The following is a 17929-nucleotide window of genomic DNA, read 5'->3' as shown; positions in this document are numbered from 1 at the left end:
CCCTCAATCCTTTATCAAAGTTTCATCAATGTCTTGCGAAAGGCATAACTTTACAAAAACTTCAACTATAGCTATCGCCACTTTATTTAGGACAGACCAGGTGTTAGGCTGCTACTCGTTGATTCGATAGCGAATCAGGTTGTGAATATCAGTCACTGCAAGACTAAGTTCTTGAGCGATCGCTTGTTCAATTGCGTCAAACTCGATCACGGGAAACTTAAACTCCATCTCTTCGAGTGGCGAACCGATGGCACGAATACTGACCTCACTGACCTGCGTTGATCGATTAATCTCGGCATCAATCGATACAATCGTTAAGCTAAGTGACAAATTAACCTGGTGTTGACCTTCAGCCTGTAGTTGCGTGGTGGTAGCGTGAGTTTGGCTCAAAACTTGTTGACTCATCCAACCCGTTGTTAGCCAAAAAAGGATTCCGATGAGCGGTAATAAGGCAATTGCCTTCCAGCCCGACCTGATCCTGATCCAACCGGAATTCCAGCGAAGCGGCATAGACAACCAGTACAATGAGGACTCAAATCATTGTACTGGCTGATGAATTAATTGGGCATTGAGATGAAAATTTTGTTGGTGGAAGATGACCCCATTCAACTGGAACCTCTCAAAACCGCATTGACCAAATCAGGGCATGGGGTTGATGCTGTGCAAGACGGGGAAATTGCCCAACGTCTAATCAGCGATCGCCACTACGATTTGTTGATTCTTGATTGGATGTTGCCGAATATCAGTGGGATTCAGTTGTGTCAGCGATATCGCCAGTTAGGGAAAAGTGCCCCTGTACTGTTCTTAACTGCCAAAGACACGGTGACCGACAAAATTACAGGATTAGATGTGGGAGCAGACGATTATCTAGTCAAACCCGTTAATGTGATGGAGCTGCTGGCGCGAGTCCGGGCATTAGGACGGCGATCGCCTCTCTGGCAGGGAGATGTCCTCACGTTAGGAGATTTAGAATTGCATCTGACAACCCTCACAATCAAGCGGCAAGAGCAAGCCGTTCAGCTTTCGGGGCGAGAGTTTCAGCTAATGGAATATTTGATGCGCCATCCCCGACAGGTGCTCTCTCGTAGCCAAATTGAGCAAGCCCTGTGGGAGTGGGATATGGAGCCTGAAAGTAAAGCAGTGACCATTTTGATCCACCGGGTACGACAGCGATTACAGACGATTGGTGCTGAGGATTGGCTCCAGACCGTGTATGGCATGGGGTATTGCCTCACCAGTCCAGACCCTACGAACACTCATCATGTTTAACCGCAGTCGCAGCAACTTAGCCACCTGGTTTACCCTTTCCATGGGAAGTATTCTGGTGGTGTTTGCCGGGGTATTGTATCTGCGGGAGGCACGCGATCGCCTACACAGCTTTGATCAAACGCTCTACAACACCAGCCGGATTATGGCAGCGGGGGTAGAAAATTATGTTTATGAAGGACGACAACGTACCGATTTAGAGAATGTTCCAGTTTTAGGGAGTGATACCTTACCCCTCAGTACAGATTTGGCGTTTGCGTATTGGTACACGCCAGACAAGCGACTGTTGCAATTTACTGGCAAGGTTCCACCGGAGCAATTAGATACCCCACCTGGGTTTCAAACGCGGCTGGTAGAAGATGGACAAAGCTCTACCCCTATTCGATTAAGACAGTTAACACTGCCGGTATATCAGGGTGAACGATTGATTGGCTATCTTCAGATTGCGGCATCTCTCGCAGCCGTCGAAGAGCCGTTGCAGCAGCTGCGATTATTTCTGGCACTTGGGGTACCCCTGGCACTGGGAGCGATCGCATTCACGGGTTGGGTCTTGGGGGGCAAAGCAATGCAACCCATTCGTCAAGCCTACAACCAGTTGCAACAGTTTACTGCTGATGCCTCCCATGAGTTGCGTGCACCGCTAGCTGGCATTATGAGCCATGCTCAAGTGGGATTAATGGAGCCAATTGATCCGCAAGAACAGCATCAGCGATTAACCATTATTTCTGACGTAGCGCAATCGATGAGTTTGCTGGTCAGTCAACTCCTGCTTCTGGCACGTCATGAGGGCACCCTATCACCTGATATGTTGAAAAGCGTTGATCTGGTGCCAATCGTTCAACTGTTACTCGAAGAGTACAGAGCACAAATTCAGCAGAAACAGCAAACCCTCTTATTCGATTTGCCAGACCATCCGCTACTCGTGCGAGCAGAAGCCGACTTGCTGCGACAGGCGATCGCCAACCTACTCAGCAACGCTCACCGCTACACTCCCAACCAGGGCACGATTGAATTGCGGGTAATGCCAACCCACTGTTGGGCAATCCTTCAAGTGAAGGATAGCGGAATCGGGATTGATGCCAAGGATTTACCTCACATCTTCGATCGCTTTTACCGAGCCGATCAGGTGCGATCGCGCCATACCGGAGGGTTTGGCTTAGGGCTGGCGATCGCCCGTCAGATCGTCGAGGCACATGGTGGAGACATTACAGTTCAAAGCACACCTGGCAAGGGTTCTACCTTTGAAATCAAATTACCACTTCTATAAACGCAGGAGGTAGTGTTTCAGATCTGTTGCCACTAACCCCCGGCTGTCGCCGTCCCCCTTGGTAAGGGGGACTACAGGGGGTCTTACAGAGGTTATCAACAGGTTTGGAACACCACCCCTTGTCTCAACTGTCTCGACCGTCGCTATACCTCGTTGAAACCTTCCTGTTACTTTTACCTTGCAAGCTAGAGATAGAGACAATCACACTCTACTTTGGAGATTTATATGAAGCTTGGATTCGCAACCACACTGGCTTTAGCATCTGCATTGATCGTACCAGCAACAGCGATCGCGCAGACGACTATTGGCGATTTACAGCGGCAAAACAGTGTCACGATTTCAGGAGAAGTAGTGCGTGTACAGGGGGATGACTTTATCCTCAATGATGGAACAGGTCAGATTTTAGTTGAAGCCGAATCACGTTCGATCCGTCAGGTAAACCTGCGAGCAGGCGATCGTATTACGGTTGCAGGTCAATACACTGACGACAATGCATTTGAAGCTCTGAGTCTCACGCCTGGCAGTGGAGAAGCCATCGGAGAAGCCATCTACGTCTTCGACGATTAACAACATCTATAGCAACCGAGGGGTTGGATGGGGTGCAGGAGTGGAACTCCTGGCTGGGGGCGCAGCCCCACACCCTTGTATGAACTGTCTTGCTATAGCAACTATCTAATCAGGGGGCTGTAACCCAGTCCCAAGGCAAACCAATCGTTATGAAAGTTGATCCATTTCGTGAACAAACGCCCGTTTGGTCGTACGCCAATCACGAGCCATCGTGCGATCGCATCCAGTTCCAATTCAAGTTTGTGGATGGGCGATCGCTGAGAGGTGCGCTTCTGGTTCGTGCCGATTTGAGCCAGATCGATTTGCGTGGAGCAGATTTGTCATATGCAGATTTGAGTGGCGCAGATCTGAGTAGAAGCGACCTCAGCCACGCCAATTTAACCGGAGCGTACCTGCGAGAAGCAAACCTGACTCAAGCAAACCTGACTGGGGCAAATCTGAGCAATGCAGATTTATCAGATGCTAATTTATTCAGAGCTTGTTTACACAAAGCAAACTTGCAAGGAGCCTATCTAAGCCGGACAAATTTAGAACGAGCAGAACTAACGAATGCCCAATTCAACCAGGCATTTCTTTGGAAATGTAATTTGAGTGATACAGATCTGACGGATATCGTGCTAGAAAACGCGACCCTAAGACAGGTTAATTTGAAGAACGCAAAATTTCACGACTCACTCAGGATGGTTGTAGAGTCTTTAAGCGATCGCCTTGAGAATGAAACCAATGTTTAGCCATCCGTTAAGCCTGGTGATTTATCGTTTATCTGTCGAGTTCTGGTTGCTAAGACGCTTCAAATCATCAACTTAAAAAAGAATACTGTAAAACCTAACATGAGTAGGAGGTGAGGAATATTTTTGAATAGCGATCGCTGCGTCATCCGCCACAGAGGATAAGGGCTAAACATCATCGCAGAGAGCAGCGTGACTCCTTGCAGGAATTGAGCCACATCCAAACTCCAAACCAACGTTGGTAAGCCAGAACCACTGTAGCCCAGAGTGCGTGCCAGGACAGGCAACATTTGCCCTGCTTCGGTTATAGCAGCCGGAACGTAGTGTGCTAGATTGACTGCCAGAGTCACGGGAAGATAGGCGTAAACGACTGTGAGATAGTCAGGCTGCTCTGGATCAACAAAACGGGCGATCGCACTGGTTTGATAGGCTCCTTCCACTGCATTGGCAATCAACGTACAGCCAAATAAATCACCCACATTTCGGCAACAAATCAACGATTTCCCAATCGGAGATTGACGAAAGATTTCAATGTTGCCCTCTTTAAGTAGATATAGCCCAATGGGAGTTTGTCCCTCTTGATAGATCAGGGTTTGGGCTTTTACTGGAAAACAGAAAGAAGATTGGGCGATCGCGGTCAAGGCTTGCGTTGGAAGTTGTCCCCAGGCTCGATGAGAACTTAACCAATGGCTGCAATCTGCAACTGCTACTTCATCAACGACAGTATCCTGCCAACCATTCATTCCCCATGGCAAGGGTTGCTCTCGCACTACCACTAGAGGTCGCGGTTGAGAGGATACGGCAAAAGTGGTTTCAGCATTCATTGTGTCCATTACGCCCTGCATTCAACAAGCATGGAACACCAAAGTGAGGCTTCCCTGATAATACCCAGGATTTCCGAGTTGTCCTTGTTTTGAGAGCATTCCTTAACAGAAAAATTGCCCCCACTCCATCTTGATAAAACAATTGAGTTATGAAACTATTGGCTTGTTTTTCAATAGCCTCTTTATGTGCTGGTTGATATAGCACCTGTCGAGACAAACCTGTGTTCCGGCTAGACAAACTTGTGTTCTAGCCAGTGCGATCGCACTAATCGTTCTACCATAGGAGTTATAAGTATAAGTTATGCTACATTCGGCTTGACTGTTCTAAACTCAGAAAATTGATTACGTTCTTAGCGTTGTTGCAGCTAGAGCGATCGCCCAAATTAACTCAAAATAAAACAATCGCACTCGTTCAGGCTTGCCTGCAAAACGAACGCGATCGCTAAAAACATACTGAGCTAATGGGGGCTAAGCAGATTGAGCTTTTTGACGAGTTGGGCGTTTGCGGTTTGACTTCTTCTTTAAGCCAATGGCTTGCACTTGGTCACTATCAGGACCAAATTGCCCGAGCACCATTCCTTTCATTGCTAAAACTGCGTTGTGAAATTCCCATTCTGCTTGTCGAGCCGCATCCACAGCAGCCCGATAGACAGCTAGTTTTTCAACTTCATTTTGTCGTTGTTCTAACATTGCAGCATAGGTTGCTTTTAAGTTGGCGGGTGAGCCTTCAGGACGAGCGATCGTATATTCGCCTACAGCATTAAGACCATTCAAAGAATCAATATCCTGATCGATAATTTGACGAGCTAGTCGTCTACTAACATCTAAGGAGGGCATGTGTTGACCTTTAGAAAATTACTTCTTTAATGTGCCCAATGAAAAAATCGACTAACAGATAATGTTAGTCTTTGTTGATATATAGCAGTCCTATCTGATTTGTGAAAAAGGTGATTTGTGAAAGTGCCCGCCCGATGGGCGGGCACTTTCACAAATCATTTAGGGTTGCTATATAGATGTTCTATTGGATTGATGGAAGCTGAAGTCTCCCTTTTGAAGGGGGATTTAGGGGGATCAAAAGCTCTGCTTATAAAGCAGCTCTTAATATAGTGGCTGCAATCGTATTGTAAGGGCTGCAATCGCATTGTCGGAGCTACAATCGCATTGCAAGAGCTGCAATCGCATTGTCGGAGCTGCAATCGCATTGTAAGAGCTGCAATCGCATTGTAAGAGCTGCAATCGCATTGTAAGAGCTGCAATCGTATTGTAAGAGCTGCAATGGCATTGTCGGAGCTGCAATGGCATTGCAAGACGGGATTTCCTCTTAATCCTTTGAAAAAGGTGGACGTAGGTTCCCATATCAGATTTAGAAATTGCTGCTACAGACCGCACCCACCGCTTGTAGCACTGCTCCTGCCTAGTCAATGCTGGGGTTGATCCTCCCTAACCCTCCTTAAAAAGGAGGGAACCGGAGTCTAAAGTCCCCCTTTTGAAGAGAGATTTGAGGGAGATCGTGCAGAAAGTTGGCATCTCAACCGAGATCTGTGTACGCGGTAGTTTCCTTACGAGAGAATAGGTTCTAAACCTGCTTAAGCTGAATCGATGCTTGTGAATACACTGTAGCCCTACTAATGGGGAGGTTAGAACGGGTCAGATGCGTAGCCTTAAATTTGAATTATAGCGATCGCCAAAACCATTAGGACATTGAATTTGAGTTCTGCTGAGAGAGACGCGATTAATCGCGTCTGTCCTGTTGAGTGCCTTGTCTTAACTGAGGTGACTACAGCTATAGTTTAGCTCTTGCGTCCCTGGCAACAATTAACCCCCGAATTTATTCGAGGGCAAGTTGCTAGAGGAGGTGCAAAATGTCAGCTAATGGAGGCGTAGCAATTATTGGACAACAGTGGCATTCAAGGGCATGAGCCGTTCGCGTTGATAATCTTCCATTGTGAATGCATCGACTTGAATGGCATCATTGCGTGCCTTATCGGCTTCCCGCAGCAGATGTTTTTCAGCTTCGCTAATTAAGCCGGATTGATAGGCAGTTTCCACTACATCGAGAGAACTGGTTGAATGTCCTGCACGATTTGCCGCCTTGATTCTTTTGAAGATCGGATCGGCTTGATGAACCAGATCAAAGGCATGTTCTAACCGTCCCAGGGCTTGGTCGGGGTCAGTGGGAAGGTGAATACCAGTAGTGAGGCGATCGCGCACCATTCCCTGCTTCTGCAAACTTTGTGCGACCTGACTGCCTAGCTGATCAGAAGGTTCTGTGCCAATTGAATTTAATCGCCAGAGGGTGAGGATAGGTCCTCGCAGGAGACTCCCCAGAATCGGAATATCCAAATTGCTGAAGATTCCTTCAAAAGCTGTCTGCATTTGGGCAAAGGCATGTTGCATCACCCAATGAACGATGGGTAGGTCTTCGGCTTGTTGTCCTTCTGCTTCAAATCGTCTCAGTGTAGCAGTTCCCAAATACAACCAGGACAACACATCGGCAAATCGTCCGGTGAGTTTTTCCTTGCGTTTGAGCGAACCACCAAAGGCGATCAGAGACAGATCAGTCAGCAAAGCAAAGGTAGAAGAAGCCCAAACCAGTTTGCGGTAATAGGATGCGGTGGGTCCAGCGAGGGGCGATCGCGCCAATCGTCCTCGGGTCAGGCTCAGCAACGTGGTTCGGAATAAGTTACGAACCATCAACCCCATGTGCGACCAGAAGGCTTGGTCAAAGGCTGCAATATCTCCACTGTGCAACGCTTGCGTCTCGGCGTAGACGTAAGGATGGCAACGAATCACGCCCTGTCCAAAAATCATCAATGTACGGGTGAGGATATTGGCTCCCTCGACGGTGATGGAAATGGGGGTTGCGGTGTAGATATTGGCAAGCAAGTTACGGGGACCGCGACAAATGCCAGAGCCACCCAAAATATCCATGCCATCGTTGATGATGGTGCGGGAGAGTTCAGTGGTGTTGTATTTGGCGATCGCGGATACAACGGCAGGTTGTTCTCCCCGGTCTACTGCGCCACAGGTATACAACCGCACGGCATCCATGACATAGGTGAATCCTGCGATGCGAGCAAGCGGTTCTTCAACGCCTTCAAACCGTCCAATCGACAAGCCAAACTGCTGACGCACAACGCTGTGGGCACTGGCGACACGCGACACCAATTTTGCCACTCCCGTACAGGTTGCCGGGAAACTAATGCCTCGTCCTGCTGCGAGAGCCTGCATCAGCATCTTCCAGCCTTGTCCTGCCTGTTCCACGCCACCGATGATCTGTTCGATGGGGAGGATGACGTTATGCCCTTCCGTAGGCGAGTTATAGAAGGGAACCCCCATCGGGTCGTGACGTTTGTTGATCAGCACACCAGGCGTATGGGTCGGCACTAAGACGCAGGTAATGCCGACATCCTGCCCTTTGCCCAGCAAGTTATCGGGGTCACGCAACCGGAAGGCGAGTCCGAGCAGGGTGGCGATCGCCCCCAATGTGATGTATCGTTTGCGCCAGTTTAGCCGCAGATACAGCTTGCCATCTTCACCCCGAAACACTTCCCCATGTGAGGAAAGATTGGCGGCATCTGATCCAGCCGTGGGTTCCGTCAGGGCAAAGCAGGGGATGTCTTCACCACGGGCTAATCGGGGTAGGTAATGTTGCTTTTGTTCGGGTGTACCGTAGCGGAGGAGCAGTTTGGCAGGACCAAGAGAGTTGGTGACACCCACAGTGGCGACATGGGTGAAGGAACGTGAGGCAAGTTTCACCATGACGGTGCTATACGCCAGGTTAGTAAACCCTAATCCCCCATACTCCTGGGGAATCATCATGCCGAAAAAACGCTCTTGCTTCAGGTAATCCCACACTTCGGGGGGCAAATCTTTGCGCTGGTAAATCTCCCAATCTGTCGCCATCTGGCAAACTCGCTCGACGGGTCCATCGAGAAACGCCTGCAATTCTGGTGATACTTCTGGATAGGGTTCATTGCGGATGCGATCGAAGTTCGGTTTTCCTGTGAAGAATTCCCCTTCTACCCACACATTCCCTGCCTCGATCGCAGCTCGTTCTGTCTCCGAAATCTTTGGCAACAGTTTCATTTGGTGAATCAGTTTGACGATGGGAGCCGTGATCAGTCGTTGCCTCAAAACAGGCAGATTGAGGATGAGGGCGATCGCGCCAAACACTCCCCAAATGGCGATCGGTGGATTGAAGAGGGCAAGAACGGCGATCGCATAGACCGTCCACATCCACAGGGATGCCCCCAAATAACCCAGAACTGTGAACAGAATCAGCAGCACTGGAAGCGTCCATATGAGCGGCAGGGAAATCATTCTGACTACTCCTATTAAAGATTTGAGTTGCCCCTTATAAGCTACGGTCTACACAGATCTGGGTTGGGATGCTAGAGCTTCATATGATCCCCCTAAATCCCCCTTCAAAAGGGGGACTTTGGCTCTCCAGTTCCCTCCTTTTTAAGGAGGGTTAGGGAGGATCAAACTCAGCATTAGCGAGATTCAGGGGACTTGTGTACACACGGTAGCCTTAGCCAGGGGAGGTGTCGTAGGCGGTGGGGTGATTTAGTTAAGATCTGCGACTTCTTTGAGAAGTCGCAGATCTCGTTGCTTACAACATCAGATTTTCAAAAACCCCTGCGGCACCCATGCCACCCCCCACACACATGGTGACGAGTCCATAACGAACGCCGCGCCGTTTCATCTCGTGCAGCAGAGTAGCCGTGAGCTTAGCCCCAGAGCAGCCAAGCGGATGTCCAAGCGCGATCGCCCCTCCATTCACATTCACGATTTCGTCATTCAAACCCAATTCGCGAATGATGGCTAACGACTGGGCGGCAAAGGCTTCATTCAGTTCAATTAAGCCAATGTCACCCAGCGTCAACCCCACTTGCTGGAGTACCTTGGGAATCGCCACCACTGGGCCGATGCCCATAATTTCAGGCGCGACTCCCACGACGGCAAATCCCAGCAAGCGTCCCAGGGGTTTAACCCCCAGTTCTGTCACCATCCGTTCACTCATCAACACGGTTGCAGCTGCTCCATCCGACGTTTGAGAAGCGTTGCCTGCCGTGACGCTGCCACTCATGCGAAAGGCAGGTTTGAGGTGAGACAAGGCTTCCAGACTCGTATCCAAACGGGGTCCTTCGTCGGTGTCAAAGACGATTTCATGGGTTTCGGTTTGACCATTCTGATACAGCGTTTCGCGGACAGTAAGTGGAACGATTTCATCCTTAAACTGTCCGTTGGCGATCGCCTTCAAGGCGCGTTGGTGCGATCGCAACGCAAACGCATCTTGCTCAGCACGGGATACGTGAAAGCGTTCTGCAACATTCTCGGCAGTCAGTCCCATCGTCATGTAACTACCGGGTGCAACCGTTAACAGTTCTGCGTTGGGTAAGAACTGATGTCCACCCATGGGAATCAAGCTCATGGATTCCACACCGCCTGCCACCATCACATCGGCTTGACCCACAGCGATCGCCTGGTTTGCCATAGCAATTGCCTGTAAGCCTGATGCACACAGCCGATTTACGGTGCAGCCCGCAACAGAGTCGGGTAAGCCTGCTCGCAGTGCCACAATTCGCCCGATGTTAAAGCCCTGTTCTGCTTCGGGCATGGCGCAACCCAGAATGACATCATCAATCTGGTTCGAGACTAAGCCAGGGACTTGAGCGATCGCGCCTTTGACGGCTGTTGCCCCCAAGTCATCGGGACGGGTGTGACGGAGGGTGCCTCTCGGTGCTTTGCCTACCGCTGTACGAACGCTACTCACAATGTAGGTGTTGTTCATGGTTCAGTTCCTTGTTTAGTTTCTCAAGGGCTTCTTGGTTGTCAGCATGTGCAAAATTCGTTCTTTCGTCTTTGGCTCATCCACCAGCGGCACAAAGTTTTCTCGCTCTAACCGCAGTAGATAGTCGTCATCCACTAGTGATGGAGATGTCAGGTCGCCTCCTGCCAGGACATACGCCAACCGATTTGCCAGGGTGCGATCGTATTCACTGATGTAGCCCCCCTGCATCATGGTGTGTGCCATGTGTTCAAACACCGCACGGGCAGGTTGTCCCAGCACATGAATAGGATTCCGGGCTGGGGCAGTGTAACCCAATTCATCCAAACACAGGACTTCTTGTTTGGCAGCGTAGAGACGGCGATCGCCATTGATCACCACTTTGGTCATTGGGTTCAAGAATCCCAACGCCATCCCTTCATAAGCACTATTCGCTACTTTCGCCATGCCAATGGTTTCAAACACTCGCTTGAGGAATGGCAAGATGTCACCGGGAGTATCAGTCGCGGCTCGACTTGCTGCCCACCGGGTCATCCGCATCAAGCCACCCCCTGCCGGAATCAACCCAACGCCCAATTCCACCAATCCAATGTAGGTTTCTGCACTGGCGACCACATGAGGACACGCCATCACCAATTCACAGCCACCGCCTAATACGCGCCCTTGAACTGCTGCCACAATTGGCTTATGGAAATAGTGAATCCGCTGCATCAAGGATTGAAATTTGACAATCAGATCATTGAGGGCACGATGGTTGCGGTTAAAGGGATTCAGCTTTTCCCATTCCACCATTTTGCCGACTTCTGCCAGGTTAATTCCCACGCAGAAATTCTCGCCTTCGTTACCAATCACCATGCCGCGATAGTCGTGGGTTTCCAACCAGTCGAGGGCTGCGCCGAGCCCGTCAATCACTTGCAGGCTGAGGGTATTCGCTTTGGAACGAAACTCAAACAGGGCAACGCGATCGCCCAAATCTAATAGAACAGCTTCAGCATTGTGCCAGAGCATTGATTTGGGATTTGCCTTGATGTCTGCCAAGTGAATCTCATCAGTGGCTTTGGTAACTGCCGTATTCTGCTGAGTGTAGAAACTACCCTGAAGCGATTCCACCCATGCCGGGACAGTCAATCCAGCTTTTTGCAGATCCGCGAGAACCGTATTGAATCCCAACGCATCCCAGATTTCAAAGGGACCCATTTCCCAACCAAAGCCCCAACGCATCGCCTGATCAATATCTTCAGGATGGTCGGCAATTTCAGGAATGCGATTGGCACTGTAAGCCAACGTTGCCAACATCGTTTGTCGGAAAAAGTCTCCGGCACGGTCTTTTTGCTGGTAGAGCTTACGCAGGCGATCGCCCAAGTCAGACGTTTTGGCGATCGCGTCCAGATTGCCCAAGTTCTGGGGTTTTGCAGGCTCATAGGCAAAGGTTTTGAGATTGACAGAATGAATTTCACCCTTTACTTTTTTGTAAAATCCCTGTCCGGCTTTTGCGCCCAATGAGCCAGTCTCCATCAGTTTCCGCATCAACTCTGGCACGCGAAACATCTCTCGCTGCTCATCCTGTGGAATCGCGGGATAGAGATTATCCGATACATAGGTGAGCGTATCCAACCCCACCAGATCGGCGGTACGGAATGTGCCCGATTTCGGACGACCCACCAGCGTTCCCGTTAAGGTATCAATCTCTTCAATGGTGTAGCCCTGTTCTGTCAGGGCTTTTAACCCCAACATGGTGACAAAGATGCCGATGCGATTGGCAATAAAGTTGGGCGTATCCTTGGCGATGACAATTCCCTTGCCCAAATGCATTCGTCCGAACCATTGCAGTCGTGCCAACACGTGTGGATCGGTGTCTGCGGTGGGAATCAGTTCTAACAACTTGAGATAGCGGGGTGGGTTGAAGAAGTGAGTCCCCAGAAATCGCTTGCGGAAGGACTTAGAGCGATGTTGGGCGATCGCCCCAATCGACAACCCACTGGTGTTGCTGGAGATAATCGTATCGGGGCGAACGGTCTTTTCGACTCGCTCCATCAACTGCTGTTTAACGGCTAAATTTTCCACGACAACTTCAATCACCCAATCCACATTAGACAGGCGATCGAAATGGTCTTCGTAATTGCCCAGAATCACTCGCTGAGCCGTTTGTTCGGTGTAGAAAATCGGGGGAGATTGCTTCAATGCTTTTTTGAAAGCCCCTTCAACGAGAGCGTTGCGATCGCCCGATTGGGCTGGAAGCTCTAGCAAATGAACGGTCAACCCTGCGTTTGCCAGGTGTGCGGCGATCTGGGTTCCCATCACCCCCGCACCCAATACAGCAGCTGTTTGAAATGGTTTAAACATCATTTTTTCCTCTCAACTTAATGCAGCGATTGATGATGCGGTTAGGAATGGGTTAAAGACTGGGCATAGGCGGGGCAGGAGGCTACCCCGATTGGTGGACAAATCACACTTTGATCCGATTCTCCAACAGTCGATGGAAAGTTTAATTCATTGCTGTAGAATGCAGCAATCTCACTCGCAAAGGTGTCCAAAACTTGAACTCGATTGAGTGTTCCGTTAGCGTTGAGAAACTCATTTTCAACCGTTAGCTTTACTGGAATTAACTTAAATTTGCGTACAGTTGACCAGTACGGCAAATGACAATTGGCAGTGTCAATTAACATTTGATAGCGGGCTAATAGACAGGGATGTTGTAAGCTCGTTAACTGAGAGAAATCAACGCCTAACAGCTCCAATTCCTGACCCACCCAGTCCAGATTTGGAAAGATCAGCAAACCACAAAACTTGTGATTTGCGCCAACCACAACGGCATGATCGACTAAAGGCGACTGATTCAATTCCTGCTCTAACGGCAAAGCTGAAACATATTTACCTGTGGACAACTTAAATAGCGATTTTTTTACTCCAGTAATGCGAAGAAAACCATCAGCTGTGATGTCTCCTAAATCTCCGGTATGCAACCATCCCTCGGCATCGATCGCCCGTTGCGTTGCTTCCGCATCCCGGTAATAGCCCTGCATCACAAATGGCCCCCGGATCAGGATTTCGCGATCCGGAGCGATCGCCAACTCCACTCCTGGAATCGGGACTCCGACCGTTCCCGCTCGGTTATGGTTGCCCCGGTTGTAACACAGCACTGCACTGGTTTCGGTCAAACCATACCCTTGCAACAGTGGAATCCCGGCGGCTGAAAACAAGTTGGTGAGATCGGGACGTAACGCCGCTCCACCACAGATCAGGGCTTTCATGCGATCGCCAAATACAGCCCGCCACTTTGCAAACACCAACCGATCCGCTACCTTCAATTGCAATCCATAGAGCCGTTTATGGGGTTCCCCTAGCTCATACCGTTGCGCGACTTTCAGTGCCCAGGCAAAAACCGCTCGATCAAATTTTTGTAGCCGTTTCCCTTGCTCCAGGATGCGCTCGTAAATTTTCTCGATTAAGCGTGGCACGGTGATCAAAATCGTTGGGTTGACTGTTTTAAGATGTTTGACGACATGGTTTGGATCTGAAAAATAGATACTGTGCCCATAGGCCAAATGTCCATAGAAAAAGGCTCTGGCGAAGATATGGGTCAGTGGCAGAAACAAAAGAGCAACTTCCTTCTCACCAAACTCCAGATGGGGAAAAGCACTGAAGGCTGACAAAATATCGGCTGAAATATTCTCATGGCTCAACATCACTCCGCGTGGACGCTTCGTTTCACTGGCAATGTAGAGGATAGTGGCCAAATCTGTGGGGGCGATCGCGGCTCTCAATGCCTGCAACTGCTCCTCAGACCAGAGCTTGCGTCCCCATTCGCGCACCTCATCCAGTGACCAGAGTTGTGATCTGGTTAACAACCCTTCTACTGAACCGACAGGTTCCAATGGCGCAGCATTCAAAATCTGAGGTTCATGCAAACAGTCGTCATCCAGAGGTCCATGGGCGGTTTTTCCGGGTTGGTCTGCATGATTGTTCAGATTCTTGCGAACCTGCTCCCAATCCTCCGGCACATCCGCTACAAGAACCGTTTGCAGGGCTGAGGCTTCCTGTAAATGCGGCGCAATCTGGTAAAACAAATCCATATTTGAAATGACCAGAACCTTTGCATCAGAATGTTGCAGGATGATCAGGATGTTCTCGATGGTTTGGGTCAGATCAATCGGCACATCTACCAATCCTGCAAGCAGACAGCCCATATCTGCAACACAAAACAACAGGTCGCTATGCATCACAAAGGCAACGCGATCGCCCTTCTGCAAGTTGAAAGACAACAGCCCCAACGCAAACTCTTCAGAGATCCTGCGGAATTCTGCGTTAGACATCGGTTGCCAACGTCGTTTTTGCCATTGATTCAAGGCGTGATCATTGGGATAGCGATCGCACGCTTGATCCAGCAATGAAGGCAGAGTATGCCCTAAGCTTAAGCCACCTGCATCCGGTGGAGCATGATAGAGAGTGAATGGATCAGTCATGTTTTTAGAAACGCAAATTGCGCTTCACACTACTGTGGAGAGCAAGTAATTGAGAAACTATGATCCTGATTGGCACGAGAATCGAATGACAGAAAAACTGTCAGAACCATTCAATTCAAAAGAGAGGAGGGATTAATTTAATTCAGGTTTTCTCGTAACAATCAAAGATGGAATCAATTCGTAAGTTGATCTAAAAGAGTGCCTGCCTAAATATTGCAAGCACTCTATTCACACTACTTTGTTGCTTCAGACCTTTAAACTAAAACGTTTTTAGCGGAGCATTTAGAACTAAATTAGATTCTAAAGTTTTACAACTAACTAACTTCTAAAGTTAAAACATTGACTTTAGAAGAAAGTATTCTGCTGATAAAAAGTAAGACTTTTTTGAATCAGCAGAAACCGCTATTCAGTATCTAATGTAAGTATATCGCGATGACTTAAAAACTGTGTGAATTGATACCGATTGTAAACAATTCTCAGAAACTGGGGTCAGAAATACTACAAGAAATAGATGTTGTCCTAAGAAGCAGATGCTACTCTCAGAAACCATTAGATCTTCTAGAATAGTTTATTTAACTTTACAAAAAGCTCATTTTTAAGGTGAAGCAAATTGAATAGAAATTTGTAAACAATTTCTAACACCCATCTCAGAAATGAATGTTACCCATCCTGAGAAGAGATCCTCCTTAGGAATGCGAATTATAACTTCGGTCAGAAAGCTTAGGGCAAAGCTAATGGCTCAAACCCTGATTCTGGGGGAGCTTTCTGACTCGCCTTCGCCCCATCGCATGTGGCTACGGCTATATCGGTCAAACAGGGTTTGATGTCATGCCAAAATCTCGTTCCACCAACAACTCATCATGAATCTGCTGTAGATCCTGGTGAAGTTGATGACTGGAGCGATCGCTAATTAACCACAAATGATGTGGGGAGCGGTTTAGAGACGCTGCATAAGCGGCACTGAGCGGGAAATCCGCAATGCTCGGTTGCAAATGCTGATTAAAGAAAGTAAGGCTAAGTGCTTTGATGTACGAGTCAAACGGCAGGGGTTCGTTGGAGGGCGATGATAGATGCTGTTGGGGCGATAGGCTAATCTGCAAGTCCAACTGTTGAACGAGTCGTTGTGCATCTCGCAGGTGCGATTTGCCCTGCATCACTGCTAGATAACGATGTGGTGAAGTCAGCCATAGGAAAATACGTGCCTGCTCCCAAATCAGTGGTGTTACTAGATCATGGCTACCAGCAATCAGTAAAACGGGAACCTGAATTTGACGAATACCTTGTGAGCCAAACAGTTCACTACCCAATGGCTCCATAGCAAGAATGGCTTGAATTCGTGGATCTCGTAAACTGTAAGACGAGCGCGGCAACTCTAATGCCTGACATTGAAGCAGTAGAGATGTATTCAAATGTTGGATTCGATCGCAAGCACTTGCCAACTTTTCAAAGTCTATCTCCGCACCCCCTAACGCAAACGCCGTGTAGGATCCAAAGGAGTAGCCCAGTACCCCAACTGCCTTAAGATTAAGTCGTCCCTCAAATTGGGTTTGGTTGCATCGCTCCAACTCATCGAGCAGGATGCTCACATCCTGGGGGCGATGAACAAAGTCCGATGGGGCAAAAACATGGGGCGATCGCCCTGCCAACATCTCTCGCGCATGGTCAATATCACTTCCCTTGTGTTGGGGTGCTGCTACAAAATAACCATAGGAAGCCAGGTGCAGAGCATACTCTGCTAAATCTTCAGGGCTAGAAGCTAATCCGTGAGATTGGATCACAACAGGAATGCTGCCATGGAGACAACCCTGGGGATAGTAGCAAAAGACAGACAGATCTTCCTGCTGACCACGCTCTACTACCAATTGGAATTGCTTCACCTCAAAAGGTCCAGGTTGTTGAAAATCAGCCCAATCTGAAAAATCTGTCTCTCCAGCCATGAGGGTTTCCGCTGTAGACAAGTTTTTAATCGCTGCGATCGCCTTATCCGTCGCTTGCAACAGTGAACTGACCCGATTTGCTGTCAACAGCAAATGATCGAGATTAACCCGAAACAAATCAGGATTACACTGCAAAAAGCTAAGTAATGACAAACCCTCTGGATCTGCTGCAACTTGCAAAATCAGGTCTTGAAGGGCAATTTCATCAGACACCTGAAAAAATGGCTCTAACCATCGCAACATACAGGTTCCTACCCCCGTCTGCAAAAAATGCTGCAACTGGTTGGGATTGAGAGTTAGACGCGATCGCAAAACACGGCGACAACCCGCCAGGTGCGTTGGATTAGCCTGACCAAAATAGGTCTGACACACTTTATTGGCTGTATAGGGCAGTCTCTTCGAGTTTAGAAACCCTTGCGATCGCCGAAATATTCTTGCAAGCACCGTTCTCAGATGCCTCAAGGCAGCGTCTCGAAAATTGGAATAGGGAGGATTGGGCGGGAAGTTGGCGTAGCCCATGAGATACCTACAGACAAACAACGTCGTCCGCTCCTCTCCTAATTCAGTTATAGTTCATCAAAATGTTGAAAGAAGTTATCGACGTAATATTTAATACAGAGCAGCTATGTAGCACGTCCCCATCTTGATGCTGATACTCCAATCAGCTACTTCTATAACCGTCCTAAATCAGTTGTGAGATGAGCGGGGTGCGCCTCTCTCAACCCATTTGGATTGCTATATCACTTCAAAGTAACTACAAACTCACCTTGATTGATCTTTTCATCGCAACAAGGTGAGCTATGTTTTAGTCGCCAATCTCATTCATCGAGTGTCATGGACGACAAAGAGAATTGATCCAATAGTGAATAAAGAACTAGCTGACATGTGTAGAATTGCGTGTATTGAAATTCCTTCAGTAAGCTCAAGCATGGCATCCATTTGAAAGATCAATGAACCAATCAGAAATAACCAACTGACAAGCGCAGGTAAATTATTGCTTGATTCCTTTTGTTTTACTGGGGTGGTTTGAGAGAGTTGCTTCTTAACGGTCTGTAGCATTGCAGAAACTTCCTTGTGCGTTAG

The 17929-nt window shown here is 48.6% G+C and carries 13 protein-coding genes; 4 read left to right on the top strand and 9 right to left on the bottom strand.

All coding sequences use genetic code 11. The annotated features are described in order from the left end of the window. Positions 1–111 precede the first annotated feature (111 nt). Positions 112–405 carry a hypothetical protein gene (locus tag H6G89_RS21840; protein ID WP_190510301.1) on the bottom strand — a complete coding sequence of 98 codons (294 nt, stop codon included), beginning with the start codon at positions 403–405 and terminating at the stop codon, positions 112–114. A 168-nt stretch (positions 406–573) separates the two neighbouring features. On the opposite strand from H6G89_RS21840, the gene H6G89_RS21835 reads away from it, so the two are divergent. The 4 genes from H6G89_RS21835 (at position 574) to H6G89_RS21820 (ending at position 3831) form a co-directional block, all read left to right on the top strand. Continuing rightward, a complete protein-coding gene (locus H6G89_RS21835) occupies positions 574–1269 on the top strand; it encodes a response regulator transcription factor (RefSeq protein ID WP_190510299.1) in 696 nt (231 codons plus the stop codon). Beyond that, positions 1214–2533, top strand: coding sequence for a sensor histidine kinase (locus tag H6G89_RS21830; RefSeq protein WP_242060064.1), 1320 nt, complete (start codon positions 1214–1216; stop codon positions 2531–2533). Before H6G89_RS21835 ends, H6G89_RS21830 begins: the two co-directional genes overlap by 56 nt. A gap of 225 nt (positions 2534–2758) precedes the next feature. Continuing rightward, on the top strand, positions 2759–3100 hold the full coding sequence (locus tag H6G89_RS21825; protein ID WP_190510298.1) for a NirD/YgiW/YdeI family stress tolerance protein: 342 nt from the start codon (positions 2759–2761) through the stop codon (positions 3098–3100). A 149-nt stretch (positions 3101–3249) separates the two neighbouring features. Beyond that, positions 3250–3831, top strand: a complete 582-nt coding sequence (locus H6G89_RS21820) for a pentapeptide repeat-containing protein (RefSeq protein ID WP_190510296.1) — start codon at positions 3250–3252, stop codon at positions 3829–3831. A 59-nt stretch (positions 3832–3890) separates the two neighbouring features. Here the strand turns inward: H6G89_RS21820 and H6G89_RS34530 are convergent, their stop codons facing one another. The 8 genes from H6G89_RS34530 to H6G89_RS21780 form a co-directional block, all read right to left on the bottom strand. Beyond that, on the bottom strand, positions 3891–4661 hold the full coding sequence (locus H6G89_RS34530; RefSeq protein ID WP_199336864.1) for a hypothetical protein: 771 nt from the start codon (positions 4659–4661) through the stop codon (positions 3891–3893). Positions 4662–5120: 459 nt separating this feature from the next. Beyond that, a complete protein-coding gene (locus H6G89_RS21810; protein ID WP_190510294.1) occupies positions 5121–5489 on the bottom strand; it encodes a hypothetical protein in 369 nt (122 codons plus the stop codon). A gap of 1050 nt (positions 5490–6539) precedes the next feature. Beyond that, complete coding sequence (locus H6G89_RS21805) at positions 6540–8975, bottom strand: acyl-CoA dehydrogenase (protein WP_190510292.1); 2436 nt, start codon at positions 8973–8975, stop codon at positions 6540–6542. Between the two features lie 292 nt (positions 8976–9267). After that, complete coding sequence (locus H6G89_RS21800) at positions 9268–10449, bottom strand: thiolase family protein (protein ID WP_190510290.1); 1182 nt, start codon at positions 10447–10449, stop codon at positions 9268–9270. A 15-nt stretch (positions 10450–10464) separates the two neighbouring features. After that, entirely contained in the window at positions 10465–12792 is a 2328-nt protein-coding gene (locus H6G89_RS21795) for a 3-hydroxyacyl-CoA dehydrogenase/enoyl-CoA hydratase family protein (protein ID WP_206758108.1), read from the bottom strand. Positions 12793–12830: 38 nt separating this feature from the next. After that, positions 12831–14909, bottom strand: coding sequence for an AMP-dependent synthetase/ligase (locus tag H6G89_RS21790; RefSeq protein ID WP_190510288.1), 2079 nt, complete (start codon positions 14907–14909; stop codon positions 12831–12833). A gap of 809 nt (positions 14910–15718) precedes the next feature. Next, positions 15719–17365 carry an alpha/beta hydrolase gene (locus tag H6G89_RS21785; RefSeq protein WP_190510286.1) on the bottom strand — a complete coding sequence of 549 codons (1647 nt, stop codon included), beginning with the start codon at positions 17363–17365 and terminating at the stop codon, positions 15719–15721. A gap of 303 nt (positions 17366–17668) precedes the next feature. After that, entirely contained in the window at positions 17669–17905 is a 237-nt protein-coding gene (locus tag H6G89_RS21780) for a hypothetical protein (protein ID WP_190510283.1), read from the bottom strand. Positions 17906–17929: the final 24 nt, after the last annotated feature.

This window comes from Oscillatoria sp. FACHB-1407, from assembly GCF_014697545.1.
GTDB lineage: Bacteria > Cyanobacteriota > Cyanobacteriia > Elainellales > Elainellaceae > FACHB-1407.
The sequence above is the reverse complement of the archived record's forward strand: the minus strand, read 5'-3'. Positions and strand labels throughout refer to the sequence as shown.

Bases quoted from the DNA above. Each gene is read 5' to 3' on its own strand.
- H6G89_RS21830 (WP_242060064.1), top strand. From the start codon at position 1,214: ATGGCATGGGGTATTGCCTCACCAGTCCAGACCCTACGAACACTCATC.
- H6G89_RS21790 (WP_190510288.1), bottom strand. From the start codon at position 14,909: ATGACTGATCCATTCACTCTCTATCATGCTCCACCGGATGCAGGTGGC.
- H6G89_RS21820 (WP_190510296.1), top strand. From the start codon at position 3,250: ATGAAAGTTGATCCATTTCGTGAACAAACGCCCGTTTGGTCGTACGCC.
- H6G89_RS21835 (WP_190510299.1), top strand. From the start codon at position 574: ATGAAAATTTTGTTGGTGGAAGATGACCCCATTCAACTGGAACCTCTC.
- H6G89_RS21800 (WP_190510290.1), bottom strand. From the start codon at position 10,449: ATGAACAACACCTACATTGTGAGTAGCGTTCGTACAGCGGTAGGCAAA.
- H6G89_RS21780 (WP_190510283.1), bottom strand. From the start codon at position 17,905: ATGCTACAGACCGTTAAGAAGCAACTCTCTCAAACCACCCCAGTAAAA.
- H6G89_RS21840 (WP_190510301.1), bottom strand. From the start codon at position 405: ATGAGTCAACAAGTTTTGAGCCAAACTCACGCTACCACCACGCAACTA.
- H6G89_RS21825 (WP_190510298.1), top strand. From the start codon at position 2,759: ATGAAGCTTGGATTCGCAACCACACTGGCTTTAGCATCTGCATTGATC.
- H6G89_RS21805 (WP_190510292.1), bottom strand. From the start codon at position 8,975: ATGATTTCCCTGCCGCTCATATGGACGCTTCCAGTGCTGCTGATTCTG.
- H6G89_RS21795 (WP_206758108.1), bottom strand. From the start codon at position 12,792: ATGATGTTTAAACCATTTCAAACAGCTGCTGTATTGGGTGCGGGGGTG.
- H6G89_RS34530 (WP_199336864.1), bottom strand. From the start codon at position 4,661: ATGGACACAATGAATGCTGAAACCACTTTTGCCGTATCCTCTCAACCG.
- H6G89_RS21785 (WP_190510286.1), bottom strand. From the start codon at position 17,365: ATGGGCTACGCCAACTTCCCGCCCAATCCTCCCTATTCCAATTTTCGA.
- H6G89_RS21810 (WP_190510294.1), bottom strand. From the start codon at position 5,489: ATGCCCTCCTTAGATGTTAGTAGACGACTAGCTCGTCAAATTATCGAT.